Here is a 19144-nt window from a genome sequence, read left to right as displayed (position 1 = left end):
ACAGACATGCACCGAGATGGAGGCACGAACCGAGATGGAGGCGAAGCGATGACCGATGTGGTCCACGTGGCGACGAGATCGGATGTCCCCGCCATCGTGTTCGGGACACGTCGCGTCTCCTACACCGAGTTCGGTGCCCGTGTCAGTGTCCTCGCCCGCCGGTTGATCGACGCGGGCGTCGGTCCCGACACCGCGGTGGGTGTCGCGATCCCGCGATCGGTGGAACTGCTCGTCGCGATCCACGCCGTCGTCGCCGCCGGGGGCCACTACGTGCCCCTCGACCTCGACGCACCGACCGACCGGACCCGGTACATGCTGGAGACGGCCGGGGTTCATCTGCTCCTGGTCGGTCGTGACGGTCAGATGCCGGATGTCGCCGATGCCGTCGAGATCCTCGTCGTCGATGCGGACACCGACATCGACCTGGCGACACCGCCGGTCAGCGATGCCGAACGCCGCGCTCCCTTGCGGTCCGAGGATGCCGCGTACACGCTGTTCACCTCGGGTTCGACGGGTCGGCCGAAGGGTGTGACCGTCTCCCATGCGGCGATCGTGAATCGTCTGGAGTGGATGCGGGACTGGTATTCGATCAAGGATTCGGATGTCTTCGTGCAGAAGACGCCGGTGACGTTCGATGTGTCGGTGTGGGAGTTGTTCCTGCCGTTCGCGGTGGGGGCGACTCTGGTGGTGGCCGAGCCGGATCGGCATGGTGATCCGCGGTATCTGGCGGATCTGGTTGCTGCGGAGCGGGTCTCGGTGATCCATTTCGTGCCGTCGATGTTGTCGGTGTTCCTCGATGTGCTGGGTGATCGGGTGGGCGAATTGTCGTCGTTGCGGTTGACGTTCACCTCGGGTGAGGCGTTGACGGCGGCGGTGGCGCAGTCGTTGCTGTCGGTGTTGCCGGATGTGGAGTTGCACAACCTGTATGGGCCGACCGAGGCCGCGGTGGATGTGACGGCGCATCATGTGGTGGCGGGGGAGCAGTCGGTGCCGATCGGTGTGCCGGTCCCGAGCACGACCACCTTCGTCCTGGACTCCCGGTTGCAGCTCGTCCCCTCGGGTGTGCCCGGTGAGCTCTACCTCGGCGGCGTCCAGCTCGCCCGCGGATATGCGTCCCGGTCCGGCTTGACCGCGGAACGTTTCGTGGCCGACCCCTTCGGCGAGAACGGTGAGCGGTTGTACCGCACCGGCGACCTGGTGCGCTGGAACGCGCGTGGTCAGCTGGAGTATCTTGGCCGCACCGACTTCCAGGTGAAGCTGCGCGGCCAGCGTCTCGAACTCGGTGAGGTCGAGGCCGTCCTCATGTCGGCGCCCGGTGTCCTGCACGCTGCGGCGAATGTCGCCAAGGTGTCGGGCGAGTCCCACCTCGTTGCCTACATCTCGCCCGAGACCGCCGATCTCGATCAGGTGAAGGCCGTTGCCGCACAGTCGCTGCCGGCCTACATGCGGCCCACGGTCTGGATGAGTCTCGAGCGTCTGCCGCTCAACAGCGCGGGCAAGGTCGCCCGGCGGCAACTGCCCGCACCGGAAATCGCCGTCGCGGAGTTCGCCGCTCCCGAATCCGACGTCGAGACCTCGATCGCCGCGGTCGTGGCCGACGTACTCGGCACCGATCGCGTCAGCGTGACCCAGTCGTTCTTCGATCTCGGCGGCAACTCGCTGTCCGCGGCGCGGGTCGCCGCACGCGTCGCAGATCTGCTCGATGTCGATGTCTCCGTCGGCGACCTGTTCGACGCGCCGTCCGTACGCGAGCTGGCCGCGCTGGTGGCGGGCCGTGGACGCAGCGTCCCCCGCGTCACCGCCATGCCGCGTCCCGACCGGTTGCCGCTGTCGACCGCTCAGAGCCGCATGTGGTTCATCAACCAGTTCGACACCTCATCGGCTGCCTACAACATCCCGATGGCGCTGCGGTTGACCGGCGAGCTCGATCTCGACGCGCTGGCCGGCGCAGTCGGCGACGTCGTGGCCAACCACGAGATCCTGCGCACCACGTATCCGAGTGACGACCAGGGTCCGCTGCAGCTCGTCACCGATCCCGAGACCGCGCGCGAACGCCTCGACTGGCGGGTCGTCGACACTGACGGAGACCTGTTCGCCTCCGCGACAACGGGTTTCGACGTCGCGAGGGAGTTTCCGCTACGCGTCCGGGTGCGGCGCCGCGACGAGGGCACCGTCGACCTGGTCATCACGGTCCACCACATCGCCTTCGACGGCGAGTCCACCCCGGTCTTCGTCCGCGACCTGCTCGCCTCCTATCTGCACCGCACGCAGGGCGGTCCGGCGGTGGCCGCGCCGGCGATCCAATACGCCGATTTCGCTCTGTGGCAACAGGAGTACCTGGGCGCGGCCGACGATCCCGGGGCGCCCATGGGGCGTCAACTCGACCACTGGCGCGACGTGCTCGCCGGACTCCCGGCCGTCACGGATCTGCCGATGGACCGGCCCCGTCCCGCGGTGCTCGACACCGCGGCGGCGGTCGAGACCGTCACCGTCGACGACGCGCTCACCGAAGCGCTCGAACGACTCGCGCGGGAACGCGACGTCACCCTGTTCATGGTTCTCCACGCCGCGCTGGCCGTGACCGTCGCGCGTCTCGCGAGCACGACCGATGTCGTCATCGGCACGCCCATCGCCGGCCGGACCGATGCCGCGCTCCACGACCTCGTCGGCATGTTCGTCAACACCCTCGTGCTGCGGACGGCCGTCGATCCGGCGTCGTCGGCGAACGACCTCATCGGCGCCGTCCGGGCCGTCGACCTCGACGCGTTCGCCCACGCGGACGCCCAGTTCGACGACCTCATCGAGGAACTCGCACCGGAGCGTTCGACCTCCTACCCGCCGCTGGTCCAGATCGCCTACACCCTGGTGTCCGGGAGCGGACGGCCCGAGGACCTCGACCGCGTCGAGATGTCGGGACTCAGTGCCGAACCGCTCGGCGTCGCCGAACCGGTCGCGAAGTTCGACCTCACCGTCTCGGTGGTCGAGCGCACCGCGTCCTCGCCGATGCGGGCCGACTTCCTCTATGCCACCTCGCTGTTCGACGCCGCCACCATCCGGCGGTTCACCGACGTCTTCCGTCAGGTGATCGCCGCGATGGCCACCGATCCGGCCCTGCCGGTCGGTGACATCGACATCGTCGGCATCGATGCCACCGCGCTGTCCGCACCGAGCCGGAACTCGGTCGGCGGGCTCGAGCCCGCCGCCGACGGCGGTGTCTCGGAGCCGGTGGCGCTCACCGAACTGCTGGCGCGTCGAGCTCTCGATCCGCAGCGCGCGGCCCTGGTCTTCGACGGCATCGAGGTCTCCTACGCCGATTTCGAAGCTCGCACGGACCGTCTTGCCCGGCAACTGATCTCACGCGGCGTCGGGCCGGGCGACGTGGTCGCGGTGGGCCTCGAGCGATCGATCGGTTCGGTCGTGGCCGTGTTCGGCGTGATCAAGTCGGGCGCGGCGTACGTGCCGATCGACCCCGCTTATCCGGACGACCGGATCGCCTACATGGTCGCCGATTCCGGTGTGCGACTGGGCCTTACGGACTCCGGGACGCGTCATCGCCTCGGCGAGTCCGCCTGTGACTGGCTGTCGCTCGACGACCTCGATGATCCCGCGGTGACCGCGACCCCGCTGACCGACGCCGACCGGCGCGCCCCGGTGGGACTGGACGACCTGGCGTACCTCGTCTACACCTCGGGCTCCACCGGCCGTCCCAAGGCGGTCGGCGTGACGCACCGTGGCATCGCCAACTTCGTCGACGCGCTGACCGAGGTCACCGGCACGCCCGAACAGGCCCCGGACACCCGTGTCCTGCACGTCGCCTCACCGAGCTTCGACGCATCGGTGCTGGAGATGATGTGGTCGATCGCGATCGGTCACACGCTCGTCATCGCGCCGGCGTCGGAGTACGCCGGCGAGGCGCTGGGTCGGGTCCTCGAACGCGAGCGGGTGACCGACACTCTCATCACTCCGACAGTGCTCGCCACCGTCGACCCGCGACACGGGCGCTTCATCCGCAACCTCGTCACCGGTGGTGAGGCGTGCCCGCCGGAACTGGTGGCGCGCTGGAACTCGCCGGCGGATGCGGAGTCCGGCCGCACGATGTACAACTTCTACGGTCCGTCGGAGGCGACCGTCTGGGCCACCACGGGCCTCTCGGAGGTCGGTCGTCCGGTGACGATCGGCCGACCCGTTCGGGGTTTCGCCGCCTACGTTCTCGACGCCCGGCTGCATCCCGTACCGCAGGGAGTCGTCGGCGAACTGTATCTGTCCAGTGCGGTCTCACTGGCACGCGGATATCTCGGCCGGCCCGACCTCACCGCCACGTCGTTCGTGGCCGACCCGTTTGCCGCCGAGCCGGGCCGCCGGATGTATGCCACCGGCGACCTCGTCCGGATCACCGCCGATGGCGAGATCGAATTCGCCGGTCGTGCCGACCATCAGGTCAAGATCAACGGCCAGCGGGTGGAACTCGGCGAGATCGAGTCCGTCCTCGGGGACCAGCCCGGAGTCGGTTCGGTCGTCGTGCTCGGTGTCGACGACGAGCACGGGCGCACCCGCCTGGTCGCGTACCTGGTGGGCGAGTCCGACGGGCTCGACGCCGACGCCGTCCTCGCCGGTGCCGCGGATCGTCTTGCCGGACACATGATCCCGCACCATGCGATGGTGCTGGACGAACTCCCGGTCACGCCGGGCGGCAAACTCGACCGCCGAGCACTGCCGGCGCCCGAGTTCATCGCGCCGGCGGACGGCCTCGTGGCCCCGGCGACGCACGCCGAAGAGACGCTGGCCGCGATCGTCGGCGGCCTCCTGGGCGTCGACACCGTCTCGGTGACGGAATCGTTCTTCGCCCTCGGCGGCGATTCGATCATGTCCATCCAGCTGGCCTCCGCCGCGAAGGCGGCCGGGCTACCGCTGTCGCCGCGAGAGATCTTCGAGGAGAAGACCGTCCGGGGTATGGCTCGGGTGGCGTCGGCCTCCGGGGCCCGTGTCCCGATGCTCGACGAACCCCAGGGCGGGGGAGTCGGCGACGTCGTGTTGCCGCCCATCGTCTCCTGGCTCGTCGAGGCGGCGCAGACGCCTGCGGACCTCGCGGACTTCAACCAGTCGATGGTGCTGTCCGCGCCGGCGGGCCTGACGGTCGAACATCTCGGGGAGATCCTCGCCGCGGTCGTGACGGCTCATCCGATGCTCTCGGCACGGTTGCAGCGCACCGACGGACGCTGGACCCTGCAGACCGGCGCGCCCTTCGATGCCGGGACCGCCGTGCGCGCGGTCGGTGTCGACGCAGGAGTGGGGTCGGACGACTTCACCGACGCCGTCGTCGCCGCGCACGCCGATGCCGCACGCCGCCTCGACCCGGCAACGGGCCGGCTGGTGGCCGCCACCATCGTCACCGGCGCCGACGGCGCCGGTCGGATCGTGCTCGTCATCCATCACCTCGGTGTGGACGCCGTGTCCTGGCCGATCCTCATCGAGGACCTGCTGACCGTTCACGCACAGCTGGACGCCGGTCAACCCATCGCGGTCCGCGCCGAGGAGACCTCGCAGCGAGCGTGGCAGCAGGCGCTCGCGGCGCAGACCGACGCACGACGGGCCGAGCTCGCGCACTGGGCGGACCGGGCCCCGCTCGTGCCCACCGACTTCGGTGCGCCGCTCGATCCGGTCCGTGACCGCTACGGAAACCTGACGACGATCGTCCACCGGGTCGACCCGTCGATCACCGAAGCCGTGACGACGATTGTGCCCGAAGCCTTTTCGGCGTCCGTCACCGATGTTCTGCTCGGTTCGCTCGCCCGCGCGGTGCGGTCCTGGCAGCATGCTGCCGGCATCGTCGACGAGTCGCCGGTGACGGTGCTGTCCGAGGGTCACGGACGCTATGAGGAAGTCCTCCTCGACGGCGAGGACCCGCGACGCGCCGACTTGTCGCGCACGGTCGGCTGGTTCACGACCATCGCACCGCTGACCGTCGACCCGGCGGGCGACATCGTCCACGCGGTCAAGGCCGCCAAGGAAGAACGCCTCGGCATGCCCGGGCAGGGCGTGGGTTACGGCCTGCTCCGGTACCCGGTCGACGGCGCCGGCGACGGGCTCGATGCCCACCCGCTCCCGTCGATCGCCTTCAACTACCTCGGCAACCGGGGTGGGGGCGCCGGTGACCAGGTCGAGGCCGGGCCGGGCACGGCGGCGGAGACCGCCTTCCTCCCGGCGCCCGACGCACCATTCCTGCCGGCCACGGTGTCGGCCGGGGTGGCCGCCATGAGTGCGCTGACCATCAACGCCAGCGTCACCGGTTCATCGGCGGGTCGCGTGCTGTCGGCGAGTATCCAGTTCCCCGAGGCGATCCTGTCGCCGGCGGACGCGCAGGCGATCGCCGACCGGTGGTCGGCCGAACTCGAGTCGGTGGCACGTCTCGTGGAGTCGGGCACCGACGTCGGCCCCTCCCCGGCCGACGTCCCGGGTGTCGAACTCACCCAGGCGGACCTCGATTCCGTCGTCGAGCGGTTCCCCGGTGCCCGAATCTGGTCGCTGTCGCCGCTGCAGCGCGGCCTGTACTTCCAGTCCCAGTTCGCCGGCGACGACCAGCTCGACGTCTATGTCACGCAAGCGGTTCTGCACCTCGAGGGCGATGTCGATCTCGATCGTCTCCGCAACTCGGTCGTTGCCCTGCTCGATCACCATCCCACCCTGAAGTCCGGCTTCGTCCACGTCCCCGGCGGTGCGGTCGTGGCCGTCGTGCCGCCCACCGTCCCGCTGCGGTGGCGAGTCGTCGACATCGCCGACGATGCGGGGCGACTGCGGGAGGTCGAGGACGCCGACGTCCGCGTCGCCGTGGAAGCGGTGGCGGCCCAGGAGCGCACCGATCCGTTCGACCTGTCCGACCCGCCGCTGCTGCGCGCGGTGATCGTGCGACACGCTCGTGGGTCGAGTGTGGTCATCACCAACCACCACATCCTCTTCGACGGCTGGTCGGGGCCGCTGGTGCTGGCGGACCTGCTGGCCCTGTACGCCACGGGCAGTCCGTTCACCGGTCAGGACGCCGGTACCCGCACCGACTTCGGCGACTACCTGGCGCGCATCGCCGAGACCGATCAGGCCGAGGGGCTTGCGGCATGGGCGCGCGTCCTGCAGCCGATCGAGAGTCCGACCCTGGTCGCACCCGGGCTGGCGCCGGTCGTCGTCGACGGGGACCAGGACTCCACGGAACACCTTCCGCGCGAGCGTCGTTGGGTCCTCGACACCGATCTGGTAGCCGGTCTCGAGCGCACCGCACGTACCTCCGGGACGACGATGGCGACGGTGCTGCAACTCGCCTGGGCAGTCCTGTTGTCGCGACTCACGGAGAACCGGGTCGTCAGCTTCGGTGAGACGGTGTCGGGTCGACCCGCCGACCTCGACGGCGTCGAGTCGATGGTGGGCCTCTTCATCAACACGCTCCCCGCGGTGGTCGACGTGGACCCGGACGCGACGATCGCGGAAGTGCTCGGTGCGCTGCAGTCCGACAAGACCGCGGTCCTCGACCATCAGCACATCGGGCTGCCGGAGATCCTCACCCACGTCGGCCGTCCGGCGCTGTTCGACACGCTGACCGTCCACGAGTCCTATCCCGTCGACAACGAGTCTCTCTCCAGCGGCGCCGCGAGTTCGGCTGTCGGACTGGTGATCCGAGACGTCGAGGTTTCGGACGCGACCCACTACCCGCTGAACCTGGCGACCTCGCCGAGCGCGGGCGGGATCTCGGTGCGGCTGACCTACCTGCCCGACGCCTTCGACGACGACCAGATCGCGGTGTTCGCCCGCACCCTCGAGACGATCCTGCGGTCGATCGCCGCCGAACCGCAGACCCGGATCGGCGACATCGAACCGATGTCGGCCGAGGACATCGCCCGGATCGACGAATGGTCGACCGGTGTGGAACTGGTTCTGCCCGGTTCGCATGTGGCGGATCTCCTGCTCGATCGAGTCGCCGCTGCGCCCGCCGACCCGGCCGTCGTGACCGTGTCGAAGGAACTCACCTTCGGGGAACTGGGTGGGCACGTCAGCGATCTCGCCCGCCGGCTGGTGGCGCTCGGCGTCGGCCCGGACGTGGCCGTCGGTGTCTGCATCCCGCGTTCGATCGAGATGATCGTCGCCGTGCACGCCGTGCTCACCGCGGGCGGGCAGTTCGTGCCGATGGATCCGCAGACCCCGGCCGACCGGATCGACTACCTCGTCGACACCGCCGCGGTGGCGGTCGTGCTCGTCGGTCCGGGTGCGGTACCGGCCGGTGTCGAGGTGCTGGGTGACGACGTGCGGGTGCTCGGCGTCGACGCGTCCGTGCCGGTCTCCGGAGACCTCTTCGTCCCGACCGAGCGTCTGGCCCCGGTGCGTGCGGAGAACGCCGCGTACACGATCTTCACGTCCGGCTCGACCGGGCGTCCGAAGGGCGTCACCGTCAGTCATCGTGCGTTGCGGTCGCACCTCGAATACGATCTGCGCCGTTACGGATTCGGCCGCGACGACGTGATCCTCCAGGTGCTCGAGCTCACCTTCGACCCGTCGGTGGGCGAGATCCTGCGGCCGTCGCTGTGCGGCGGCCGGGTCGTCGTCATGGCGCCGGGGGAGCATCGCGATCCGGTGGCCGTCCTGCGCTACCTGACCGATTTCGGGGTCACCTCGGCGACGCTCGTGCCGTCGATGCTGTCGGTGTTGACCGAGGTCGCCGATCCGGCGGACCTGCGTCGCGTCTCGTCGTCCTTCCGGTTGCACACCGGCGGTGAGGCGTTGCCGCAGAGCGTGGCCGACACCGTCCACACGCTGCTGCCCGGCGTCGGTCTGCACAACCAGTACGGTCCGACCGAGACCACCATCTACGCGACCGTGTCGCGGACCGCGGCCGTCGGTCAGGAGGTCTCCATCGGTGTTCCGGTCGCCAACACCGAGGCCCTCGTCCTCGACGAACGACTCCGCCCCGTCGCGCCGGGATTCACCGGCGAGCTCTACCTCGGCGGCGCCCAGCTCGCGCGCGGCTACGCGTCGCGCCCGGTCCTCACCGCCGAGCGTTTCATCCCCGATCCGCACGGCGAGCCGGGTGCGCGTCTGTACCGGACCGGCGATCTCGTGCGGTGGCGCGCGGACGGCGCCCTGGAGTATCTGGGGCGCACCGACTTCCAGGTGAAGCTGCGTGGACAGCGCATCGAGCTGGGCGAGATCGAGTCCGCGCTCGCCTCGGCTCCGCACGTCGTGCACGCCGCGGCCGCGGTGGTCGAGACGCCGGCGGGGCAGCAGCTCGTCGGCTACCTCGCGCCCGCGACCGTGGACCTCGATGCCGTCAAACACCATGTCGCACAATCTCTGCCGGAGTTCATGCGGCCGGGTATGTGGGTCCTGCTGGAACAGATGCCCCTCAGCACCGCGGGCAAGATCGTCCGCCAGGAGCTACCCGCGCCGGAGATCGACCTGTCGGCGGTGGTCCCGGTCGACGGACCACGTGAGGCGGCGGTGGCCGCCGTGTACGCCGAACTCCTTTCGGTGTCCACCGAGGCCGTCGGCGCGACCACGAACTTCTTCGAGATCGGCGGCAATTCGCTGTCGGCGATGCGCGCCGCGGCACGTATCGGTGAGGCACTCGGTGCGGACGTGACCGTCCGCGATGTATTCGAGGCGCCGACGCCGCGGCTCCTCGCCGAGCTACTCGGTGGACGTGGCAGCGGGCTCGCCCCGATCGTCGCGGTTCGACCGCGGCCCGAGCGAATCCCGCTGTCCTTCGCGCAGCAGCGGATGTGGTTCATCAACCGCTTCGACCCGTCGCTGGCGGCCTACAACATCCCGGCGGTCCTGCGCCTGACCGGCGACCTCGACCCCGAGGCGCTCGGGTCCGCGATCGCGGATGTGGTTGCCCGACACGAGATCCTGCGCACGACGTATCCCGAGATCGAGGGAGTCCCGGTGCAGGCGATCGCCGGGGTCGAGCAGATCCCCGGTCACCTCGACCACGCGTTCCTCCCGCTCCTCGCGGACGCCGGCGAGAACAGCTGGAACGACGAGGTCGCTCGGGCCGTCACCACCGGGTTCGACCTCTCCGTCGACTGGCCGGTGCGGACGCGTCTCGTCCAGATCGGTGCGGACGAGTACATCCTCGTCGTGGTGCTGCATCACGTGGCGTCGGACGGGGAGTCGCTCGGTCCGCTCGTGACCGATCTGACCACGGCCTACCTCGCTCGTGCGGCAGGCGGGGCGCCGACGTTCGCCCCGCTGCCCGTCCAGTACGCGGATTACGCGCTGTGGCAGCGTGCTGTCCTCGGCGAGGTCGACGACCCCTCGTCGCCGGTGGGTGCCCAACTCGCCTACTGGACGTCGCGACTGGCCGGGCTCCCCGATCTGCTGGAGTTGCCGACCGACCGCCCGCGGCCGGTGGTCGCCTCGCAGCGAGGCGCGCGTACCTCGTTCACGATCCCGGGCGAGGTCACCGCGCGCGTCGCGCAGATCGCCGAAAGCCGCGGCATCACACCGTTCATGGTGGTGCACGCGGCGTTGTCGGTCCTGCTCGCGGATCTGGCGGGCACCGACGACGTCGCGGTCGGCACGCCCGTCGCCGGTCGTGGCGCCGAGGTCCTCGACCCGCTCGTCGGCATGTTCGTGAACACCCTCGTGCTGCGCACCGCGCACACGCCGGGCGACACCTTCGACGCGGTTCTCGAGCAGGTCCGCACCATCGACCTCGATGCGTTCGCGCACGCCGACGTGCCCTTCGAGACGCTTGTCGACCGGCTCAACCCGGTGCGGTCGGAGTCGTTCGCGCCGTTGGCGCAGGTGTGGCTGACGTTCGACCAGAGCGCGGTCGCGGAACTCGCGGGCCGCGATCTGAGCGCCGACCTCGGTGGCATCGCGGTGACCGGTGTGGACGCCGGGGAGGTGCCCGCGAAGGTGGACCTGCTGTTCTCGGTGGCGAAAGCCGATGCGGGCCAACCGTGGTCGGGGGCTCTGCAATACGCCACCGATCTGTTCGACGAGTCCACCGCGGCCGGATTCGCGGCGCGGCTGAACCAGTTGCTGGACTCTCTGACCGCGAACCCCGCATCGCCGGTGGCCGCGTCGTCGATCCTCCTCGACGGCGAGGCGGACGTGCTCGTGCCGGTGGGCGCGGTCGCCGCGGCCGACCCGGTGACGCTGGGCGACATGTTCGCGACCGCCGGTGCACGCTACCGGCGACGCACGGCCGTCGTGGACGCGTCGGGGGCCAGCCTGTCCTACGCGGCGCTCAACGAACGGTCCAACCAGCTCGCGCGGTGGCTGATCGGGCGCGGAGTGGGCACCGAAAGCCTTGTCGCCCTCGCCATCCCACGCTCGGTGGAGTTGCTGGTGGCGATCTGGGCGGTGGCCAAGACCGGTGGTGCCTACGTGCCGGTCGACCCGGACTATCCGCCGGAGCGCGTCGCGACGATGGTCGAGGACTCCGGCGCCGGCCTGGGACTGTCGGTGTCCGCGGCGGGTGACCTGCCGGAGCAGGGGTTCGGCTGGACTCGGCTGGACGACGAGTCGATCGCCGAGGAGATCGCCGGTTTCGACACGGCACCACTGGAACGCACCGAACTCCCGCTTCCGGTCCGGCCGGAGAATGTCGCCTACGTCATCTACACCTCGGGCTCGACCGGGCGACCGAAGGGCGTCGCGGTCTCGCACGAGGGGTTGTACAACTTCGCGGTGCGCAAGTCCGAGGCGCTCGGTCTCGAGGACGGTGTCGTGGTGATGGGATTCGCCTCACCGAGCTTCGACGCGTCGGTGCTCGAATACCTGCTCGCGACCGTCAACGGCGGAGCGCTGGTCTACCGTCCGGCAACCGCTGTCGGCGGAACCGAACTGCAGGACTTCATCATCCGGCACGAGATCGCCACGACGTTCCTCACGCCCTCGGTGCTGGCGACCCTCGACCCGGCGGGCCTGCCGAGTCTGGCCGCGGTGTCGGTGGGGGGCGAGGCCGTGCCGCAGTCGCTGATGGACGAGTGGTCCCCGCACACGCGTATCCAGAACGGATACGGGCCGACCGAGACCACGATCATGGTTGCCGTCGGCAGGCCGGCAGCGCCCGGGGAACCGGTACGTCTCGGCGGACCCCTGCCCGGTGTCGAACTGCTCGTGCTCGACGCGGCACTGCGGCCCGTGCCCGTCGGAGTGGCCGGTGAGCTCTATGTGCTCGGGCCCGCCGTGTCCCGCGGTTACCTCGCCAAGCCCGGGCTGACGGCCTCGCGGTTCGTCGCGAGTCCGCACCCGAGCCGCCATGGCGGAACGGGCAGCCGGATGTACCGCACGGGCGACGTCGTGCGCTGGCGGTACACCGCGACCGGAGAGCTGACGCTCGAGTACTCGGGACGCAGCGACGACCAGGTCAAGCTGCGCGGCCTCCGGATCGAACTCGGTGAGATCGAGGCGGTGCTGCGGTCGGCTCCCGGTGTGACGTCGGCGGTCGTCGTCGGCGTCGGGGGATCGGTGGCCACGTCGCTCGCCGCCTATGTGGTCGGAGACCGCATCGAGACCGAATCGGTACGTGAACATCTCGTGGGACGGTTGCCCGCGCACATGGTGCCGTCGTCGATCACCGTCCTGGACGAGTTCCCGCTGACCCCGGTCGGCAAGCTCGACCGCGCGGCACTCCCGGAACCGGACGTCACTGCCGCCGAGTTCGTCGCACCGGAGACGGCCATCGAACAGGCCATTGCCGACGCCTATGCGGACGTGCTGGGTCTGGGCGAGGTCGGTGCGTCCGACAGCTTCTTCGACCTCGGCGGCAACTCGTTGTCGGCCACCCGGGTGGCGGCCCACCTGCGCGAGGGACACGGTCTGGACATCGAACTGGCCTGGCTGTTCAGTGACCCGACGGTGCGCGGTCTCGCCCGGCGCATCGCCGCGGACAACGAGGTCAGCAGTGACATCGTGATCACCCTGCGTGCGGAGGGGGCACAGGCACCGCTGTTCTGCGTGCATCCCGCGGGCGGTCTCGCGTGGTTCTACGGCGGCCTCGCCCCGTATCTCACCGATCGCCCGATCCACGGTCTGCAGGACCCGCACGTGGTGACCGGCGAACCGAGCATCACCGACGCCCGTGAACTCGCGCGGCGCTACGTCGAGGAGGTCCGGCGGATCCAGCCGCACGGGCCGTACCACCTGCTCGGGTGGTCGGTCGGCGGTGTCATCGCGCACGCGATGGCGACCCACCTGCGCGAACTGGGGGAGTCCGTGGCCTACCTGGGGATCATGGACTCCCGACCCGAGGACGAGCCGGTCGTCGTCGGCCACGACCGGCCGGTGGCTGAGGAGGCCGTGATCGAACCCGACGCCGCGACCGTGGTCGACGTCCTGGGCGGCTGGCGAGATCTGTTCGACCTCGGTGACGACGTGCAAGCCAGTACGTCCGAGGAGGTCACCGCGATCATCCGGGCGCAGATCGCAGGCATGGGACTGCTGGCCGAGGAGCAGGTGGAGCGGATCATGGACAGCTTCGATTCGTCGACGCAGGTCGTGCTGGACTACCGCCCGGATGTCTTCGACGGCGATGTGCATGTCTTCACCGCCACCGAGGACAAGGACGACCCGGCTCAGCTGGCCGCCGCCTGGCGGCCCTTCGTCGGCGGGTCCGTCGACAACGTCGACGTGCCCACCCACCATCTGGGAATGGCCAACGCCGAGGCCCTGGCCGTGATCGGCCCGGAACTCGACCGGCAACTGGCCGCCGTCGACCCCTCGATCGAAGACGGTCGAAGGACGACCGAGTGAGGAGCTCGCCATGACATCATCGTCATGACGACGACCAACGCCTGGGAGCGGGTCCTGAGGGACCCGCGGGCCCGGGAACAACCGAACGACGAGAAACGGGCGACGCCGTCGCCCACGGAAACAACTGGCCGGGTATCCGGCCGATGGAGAAAGGATCCACATGACGAATCCATTTGACGACGAAGACGGCCGCTTCTACGTGCTCGTCAACGACGAGAACCAGCACTCGCTGTGGCCGACCTTCGCCGACATCCCGGCCGGCTGGACAAAGGTGTTCGGTGAGGACAGCCGTGCGGCGTGCCTCGAATACGTCGAACAGAACTGGACCGACCTCCGGCCCAAGAGCCTCATCGAGGCCATGGAGGCCGACAAGGGCGCCGGCTCCTAAACCGCTTTGTCTGGTATCGATCTACCGGAATGTCGGGACGATCGCTTGTGAATAACAAGTTAAGCAAGGACTCGCAGTGAACTTCCGTAACTGGAGTCACAGCAGTAACATCAAGTTACATTTTCCTTGCAGGTTTGCTTGTGGAATGTGCCACAGATGCTGAAGCAAGAGTCCTCAAATTCCATGAGGTAGGGCACACTGTGTGGAAGGGCCGCAACGTACCAACGTCTGGGGAGGCGGGGACGCCGCGGTCACGCCGGTTAGGCGGGGGGAAAGGTAGTTGACCATGGACGATCTGCTGCACGACATCCAGAATCGTGGTGCGATCACGCCGCACCTTACTGCGGTGCGGCTGGGCGATACGGCGCTCACCTACGGTGAGTTGGCCGATCGCATCGAGGACTATGACATCGTGCTCGCCGAGCAGGGTCTGTCCCACACCGCTGCTTTCTACGCCGCGCTGCTGCACTGCATGCCGTCGCTGGCGGAGATCCGGCCGGTAGAGGCACGGCTGCAGGTCATCGGCGAGATCCAGGCGTGGCTCGGACGCGAGCGCGGAGAGGTCGCCGCGATGCGGCCCCGCCTTCGCGCCGTCAGCTAGACCGCGTACGCACGTCTCGACGGCGAGACCCGCCTGGCGCACACCGGGCGGGTCTCGTCGTCCTTGTGCTCTCGTACGTCCGGCGGCGATCCGCGCTTCTGCTGTCTCTGCCCGGCGGTGTCGGGTCAGAGGCCTATGAGCAACGCCAGGAACAGCAGGATCGGACCCCCGACCGCAACGCTTCCGGCACCGCACACGATGCCGGTGATCGCACGACCCTTCCCTTTACGCGCGGCGGGTTCACGGTTGATCTGCTTGATCGCCACGGCGCCGGACACGACAGCGATCATTCCCAGAACGGCACCGAGTCCGAGGGCGAGCGTCATCGGGACCGCGAGCAGGCCGGTGGTCAGCGCGAGCGAAGCGGCGGGCGCAACCGTGCGACGCGGGGCCGGCGGGGCGTAGGGCGGCAGGGAGACGGCCGAGGACTCTCGAAGACTCGTGACCGGCACCGGCCGACGGACCGATGGCCGAGCGGATGTTCCTGCGGTGAAGTTGTCCGCGGGCCTCTGGAGAGCGGCGTTCTGTAGTCCCCAGAAGTCTCCGACCGGTGGGAGGGCCGCATATTCCTCCGGATGCAGACGGGTGCCTGTCGTGACGCGCGTGGACGGATGCGCCGACGCCACCACGGGCGACTCTCGTGCCGGTGGTGGCGTCGGATCGTATGCGTCCCCCAGGCTCGGGAGGACGTTGTCGTCGAGATCGTTGACCGCCGGCCACAGTGCGTGGCGATCGGTGACGGCCGGCGGGAACGGCTGGGTCGAATCGTCGATGCGCATTCCCACCTCCTCACCCGTCGGCCCGGGCATCGGGCCGTCCGGGCAAGTCTACCGAGGAGGTGCGTCCGCTTCGGTGTGTCAGTTCCCCTGCTGCCCCTGAGCCATGCTCGCGAGCTGGGTGACGGCGTCGCTGCTGAGCTTCCAGTCTCCGTCGACCTTGACGTAGGCGAGCTGGATGTCGACCGGTGCCGTGGAGTTGGGGCTGGTCACCGCGACGGTTGCGGTCGCCTTCGTGTCACCGTCCTTGGCGACGTCCTTGACCTCGAACTTGTCGGGCGTGTAACCCGCAGCCGAGGCGCCCTTCGCGAAGGCGATGACGGTGGTCTTGGTGACCGGGTTCGAGACGTCCACGACCTTGTCGATCTCCTCGGCCGGGGTGGCGGGGTCGATGGCCTTGCGCAGGATGTCCTGAGCCTTGGACTCGTTCAGGCCGGTGACCTGGTCGATGGCGTCACCGGCGGCGGTGGAGACCTCGGACGCGGCCGACTGGACTGCGGTCGACACCTTGCTCGTCGCTTCGTCGACGGTGTCGGACGAATCAGAGCAGCCGGTGGCGACGAACAGCGCGGCTCCCGCGAGAGTGATGGCGGCGACGGACTTCCGGATCTTCATTGATTCCCCTTCACGACGCCCCCGCGGATCGGTACCGCGGAGTAGTGAGCCCACACTAACCCAACTCCTCGACCACTCGGTTCAGGCGGCGGGGCCATCGGAATTAATCGGACCGCGGTCCGGTTATGGTGGACGAGGCTGCCACGGCAGCGCTATCGGCAGGAAACGGAAGGCGCGACATGCAGTTCGGAATCTTCAGCGTCAGCGACATCACGACGGACCCCACCACGGGCAGGACGCCCAGCGAGAACGAACGGATCAAGGCGATCGTCGAGATCGCGAAGAAGGCCGAGGACATCGGGCTCGACGTGTTCGCGATCGGTGAGCACCACAACGAGCCGTTCTTCTCGTCCTCGCCGACGACGACCCTCGCCTACATCGCCGCGCAGACGCGACGTCTTCAGCTCAGTACCGCGACCACGCTCATCACCACGAACGATCCGGTGAAGATCGCCGAGGACTTCGCGATGCTCCAGCACCTCGCCGACGGCCGGGTCGACCTGATGCTCGGACGTGGGAACACCGGGCCCGTCTATCCGTGGTTCGGGCAGGACATCCGCCAGGGTATCCCGCTCGCCATCGAGAACTACCACCTGCTGCACCGGCTGTGGACCGAGCACGTCGTCGACTGGGAGGGCCGGTTCCGTACGCCGCTCACGTCGTTCACCTCGACCCCGCGTCCGCTCGACGGGGTGGCCCCGTTCGTGTGGCACGGGTCGATCCGCAGTCCGGAGATCGCCGAGCAGGCCGCGTATTACGGGGACGGCTTCTTCGCCAACAACATCTTCTGGCCCAAGGAACACTTCCAGCGGCTCATCACGTTCTACCGCGAGCGATTCGAACACTACGGCCACGGCAAGTCCCACCAGGCCATCGTCGGCCTGGGCGGCCAGTTCTTCATCCGGCCCCGCTCACAGGACGCGGTGCGTGAGTTCCGTCCGTACTTCGACAACGCACCCGTGTACGGCCACGGTCCGTCGCTGGAGGACTTCACGTCGCAGACGCCGCTGACGGTGGGCAGTCCGGCCGAGTTCGTCGACAAGACACTGTCGTTCCGCGAGAGCTTCGGGGACTACCAGCGCCAGCTGTTCCTCGTCGATCACGCGGGACTGCCGTTGAAGGTCGTGCTCGAACAGCTCGATCTACTCGGCGAGGTCCTGCCCGAGCTGCGCGAGGGGTTCGCTCAGGGCAGGCCCGCCGATGTACCCGACGCGCCGACCCACGCGTCCCTGGTGGCCGGTCGCCAGGAGTCCGACGAAGTGGGGAAGGTGGAGGTGCGGTCATGAGCGAGGGTGTCCTGCGCGTCGTTGCGGTGAACGCCGGGCTGTCCGAGCCGTCGTCGACGCGGATGCTGATCGATCGGATGGCGACGGCGGTGACCGGCGTGCTGAGCGGTCGCGGGGTGGCCGCCGACGTCGAGGTGATCGACCTGCGGGATCTGGCCGTTGATCTCGGACGTTCGACGGCCGTCGGCTTCGCCTCCGGGGAGACCCGTGCCGCGCTCGACGCGATCGAGTCCGCCGACGCGCTGGTCGTCGCGTCGCCGGTGTTCAACGCGTCCTACAGCGGCCTGTTCAAGATGTTCTTCGACCTGGTCGACGTGGACGCGATGGCCGGTAAGCCGGTGCTGATCGGCGCCACCGGTGGTAGCCCGCGGCACTCCATGGTGCTCGATCACGCGCTGCGCCCGCTGTTCTCGTATCTCCGAACCGTCGTCGTGCCCACCGGGGTGTACGCGGCGTCGGAGGACTGGGCGGGCGCCGAGAGGCCCGGGGACACCGGGCTGAACCACCGGATCGACCGTGCGGCAACCGAACTCGCGTCCCTGATCCGGCCGCGTGCGTCGACTCCGCGTCCGGGAACCGAGGCCGCACCGGCGGGCGCGCGCGTCGGGGGACCCGGCGCGCGACAGCAGGCGATCGAAGCGGCGGGGATCGCCAACTTCGCGAGGTTGCTGGGTGGCTCCTGATCAGGCGCTGCCCGGCGTGTTCTTCCGCGGGCGCAGCCGGGAGTGCGGCAGTGCGGGTGCGGGTAGGTGCTGGATCGGTCCCTCGTATCCCTGCACCTGCCCGAACCGTTCGCTGTGGGCCATCCACTCCTCGCGGAACCCGACGATCTCGTCGTGCGTGCGACCGATGAAGTTCCACCACATCACGATGTCCTCGCCGAACGGGGTGCCACCGAGCAGGATCATCCGCGCGGCGTCGTCGGAGGTGTTGGTGAGCGTCAGTCGTGAGGCACCCACCCCGAGGTAGCCGAGTTCGGTGCGTTCGAGAGGCGCGGCGCCGGTGTCGGCGACCTCGATGGTCCCGACGTCGACGAGGATGCCGTGTTCGAAGGCGGGATCGACGTCGATGTCCACGGTGGCGGCGGGGGCGAAGTCGAGTTGGGCACCGAGCAGCGGGGTGAACGTGTGAACCGGTGAGCGGGTGCCGAACAGCTCGCCGAGGAACACCTTGGCCGTGACCCCTTCGAGCACCACGTCGTGCGGGCGATGATGGGCGAAATCCCTTGGGGTGTCGGCGGCGTGGGCGGGAAGCGCGGTCCACAACTGGACGCCGTGGAGGATGGTGGTCGGTGGGGTCGAGACCTCGGTGTGCGCGATGCCGTGTCCCGCGGTCATCAGGTTGATCTCGCCGGGCCGGACCATCGCGTGGTTGCCCATCGTGTCGCGATGCTCCACCTCGCCGGTGAACAGCCAGCTGACCGTCTGCAGGCCGGTGTGCGGATGCGGCGCCACATCCATCCCGCCGGTGCTCGCCACGTCGTCGGGTCCGTAGTGGTCGACGAAGCACCACGCGCCGATGAGTGATCTCGAGCGTTGGGGGAGGGTTCGGTGGACGGTCATCGCGCGAGGGCCGCCGAGGGGCACGTCGCGGGCGGTGAGAACCTCCATGCGGAGGTGTCCGGCGCCCGTCGCCCGGCCGGTGTCGGTGTGGCATTCGACCTCGGCCGGATGGGCTTCCAGATTGCTCATGGCGACCATTCTCCCCGGGGTGGGGGGCCGATGTGGCCAGACGC

Annotated in this window: 8 protein-coding genes; 5 read left to right on the top strand and 3 right to left on the bottom strand. The window is 69.1% G+C overall.

Annotation, left to right across the window (positions count from 1 at the left end):
* Nucleotides 1-57: 57 nt before the first annotated feature.
* The 3 genes from BPODLACK_RS06360 (at nucleotide 58) to BPODLACK_RS06350 (ending at nucleotide 14732) form a co-directional block, all read left to right on the top strand.
* Nucleotides 58-13743, top strand: coding sequence for an amino acid adenylation domain-containing protein (locus BPODLACK_RS06360; RefSeq protein ID WP_442903261.1), 13686 nt, complete (start codon nucleotides 58-60; stop codon nucleotides 13741-13743).
* 160 nt (nucleotides 13744-13903) lie between these two features.
* Complete coding sequence (locus tag BPODLACK_RS06355; RefSeq protein WP_024497698.1) at nucleotides 13904-14131, top strand: MbtH family protein; 228 nt, start codon at nucleotides 13904-13906, stop codon at nucleotides 14129-14131.
* A gap of 286 nt (nucleotides 14132-14417) precedes the next feature.
* Nucleotides 14418-14732, top strand: coding sequence for a hypothetical protein (locus tag BPODLACK_RS06350; RefSeq protein ID WP_024497699.1), 315 nt, complete (start codon nucleotides 14418-14420; stop codon nucleotides 14730-14732).
* Between the two features lie 125 nt (nucleotides 14733-14857).
* Here BPODLACK_RS06350 and BPODLACK_RS06345 read toward each other — a convergent pair whose 3' ends face one another.
* Nucleotides 14858-15511 carry a DUF4190 domain-containing protein gene (locus tag BPODLACK_RS06345; RefSeq protein ID WP_024497700.1) on the bottom strand — a complete coding sequence of 218 codons (654 nt, stop codon included), beginning with the start codon at nucleotides 15509-15511 and terminating at the stop codon, nucleotides 14858-14860.
* Nucleotides 15512-15589: 78 nt separating this feature from the next.
* Nucleotides 15590-16123 (bottom strand): DUF4878 domain-containing protein, encoded by a 534-nt coding sequence (locus BPODLACK_RS06340; protein ID WP_024497701.1) that lies wholly within the window; start codon nucleotides 16121-16123, stop codon nucleotides 15590-15592.
* Between the two features lie 179 nt (nucleotides 16124-16302).
* Between BPODLACK_RS06340 and BPODLACK_RS06335 the strand changes: the two genes are divergently transcribed.
* Together BPODLACK_RS06335 and BPODLACK_RS06330 are read left to right on the top strand one after the other, a co-directional pair.
* Entirely contained in the window at nucleotides 16303-17409 is a 1107-nt protein-coding gene (locus BPODLACK_RS06335; protein WP_024497702.1) for an LLM class flavin-dependent oxidoreductase, read from the top strand.
* Nucleotides 17406-18092 carry an FMN reductase gene (locus BPODLACK_RS06330; RefSeq protein WP_024497703.1) on the top strand — a complete coding sequence of 229 codons (687 nt, stop codon included), beginning with the start codon at nucleotides 17406-17408 and terminating at the stop codon, nucleotides 18090-18092. The genes BPODLACK_RS06335 and BPODLACK_RS06330 overlap by 4 nt, the downstream gene beginning before the upstream one ends.
* On the opposite strand, the gene BPODLACK_RS06325 is transcribed toward BPODLACK_RS06330, so the two are convergent.
* Nucleotides 18093-19100, bottom strand: coding sequence for a pirin family protein (locus BPODLACK_RS06325; protein ID WP_024497704.1), 1008 nt, complete (start codon nucleotides 19098-19100; stop codon nucleotides 18093-18095).
* Between the last annotated feature and the right edge of the window lie 44 nt (nucleotides 19101-19144).

It is taken from the genome of Gordonia sp. YY1 (assembly GCF_009872315.1).
Classification (GTDB): domain Bacteria; phylum Actinomycetota; class Actinomycetes; order Mycobacteriales; family Mycobacteriaceae; genus Gordonia; species Gordonia amicalis.
This window is presented reverse-complemented; position numbering and strand designations above follow the sequence as displayed.

Bases quoted from the DNA above. Each gene is read 5' to 3' on its own strand.
- BPODLACK_RS06355 (WP_024497698.1), top strand. From the start codon at position 13,904: ATGACGAATCCATTTGACGACGAAGACGGCCGCTTCTACGTGCTCGTC.
- BPODLACK_RS06350 (WP_024497699.1), top strand. From the start codon at position 14,418: ATGGACGATCTGCTGCACGACATCCAGAATCGTGGTGCGATCACGCCG.
- BPODLACK_RS06345 (WP_024497700.1), bottom strand. From the start codon at position 15,511: ATGCGCATCGACGATTCGACCCAGCCGTTCCCGCCGGCCGTCACCGAT.
- BPODLACK_RS06340 (WP_024497701.1), bottom strand. From the start codon at position 16,123: ATGAAGATCCGGAAGTCCGTCGCCGCCATCACTCTCGCGGGAGCCGCG.
- BPODLACK_RS06335 (WP_024497702.1), top strand. From the start codon at position 16,303: ATGCAGTTCGGAATCTTCAGCGTCAGCGACATCACGACGGACCCCACC.
- BPODLACK_RS06330 (WP_024497703.1), top strand. From the start codon at position 17,406: ATGAGCGAGGGTGTCCTGCGCGTCGTTGCGGTGAACGCCGGGCTGTCC.
- BPODLACK_RS06325 (WP_024497704.1), bottom strand. From the start codon at position 19,100: ATGAGCAATCTGGAAGCCCATCCGGCCGAGGTCGAATGCCACACCGAC.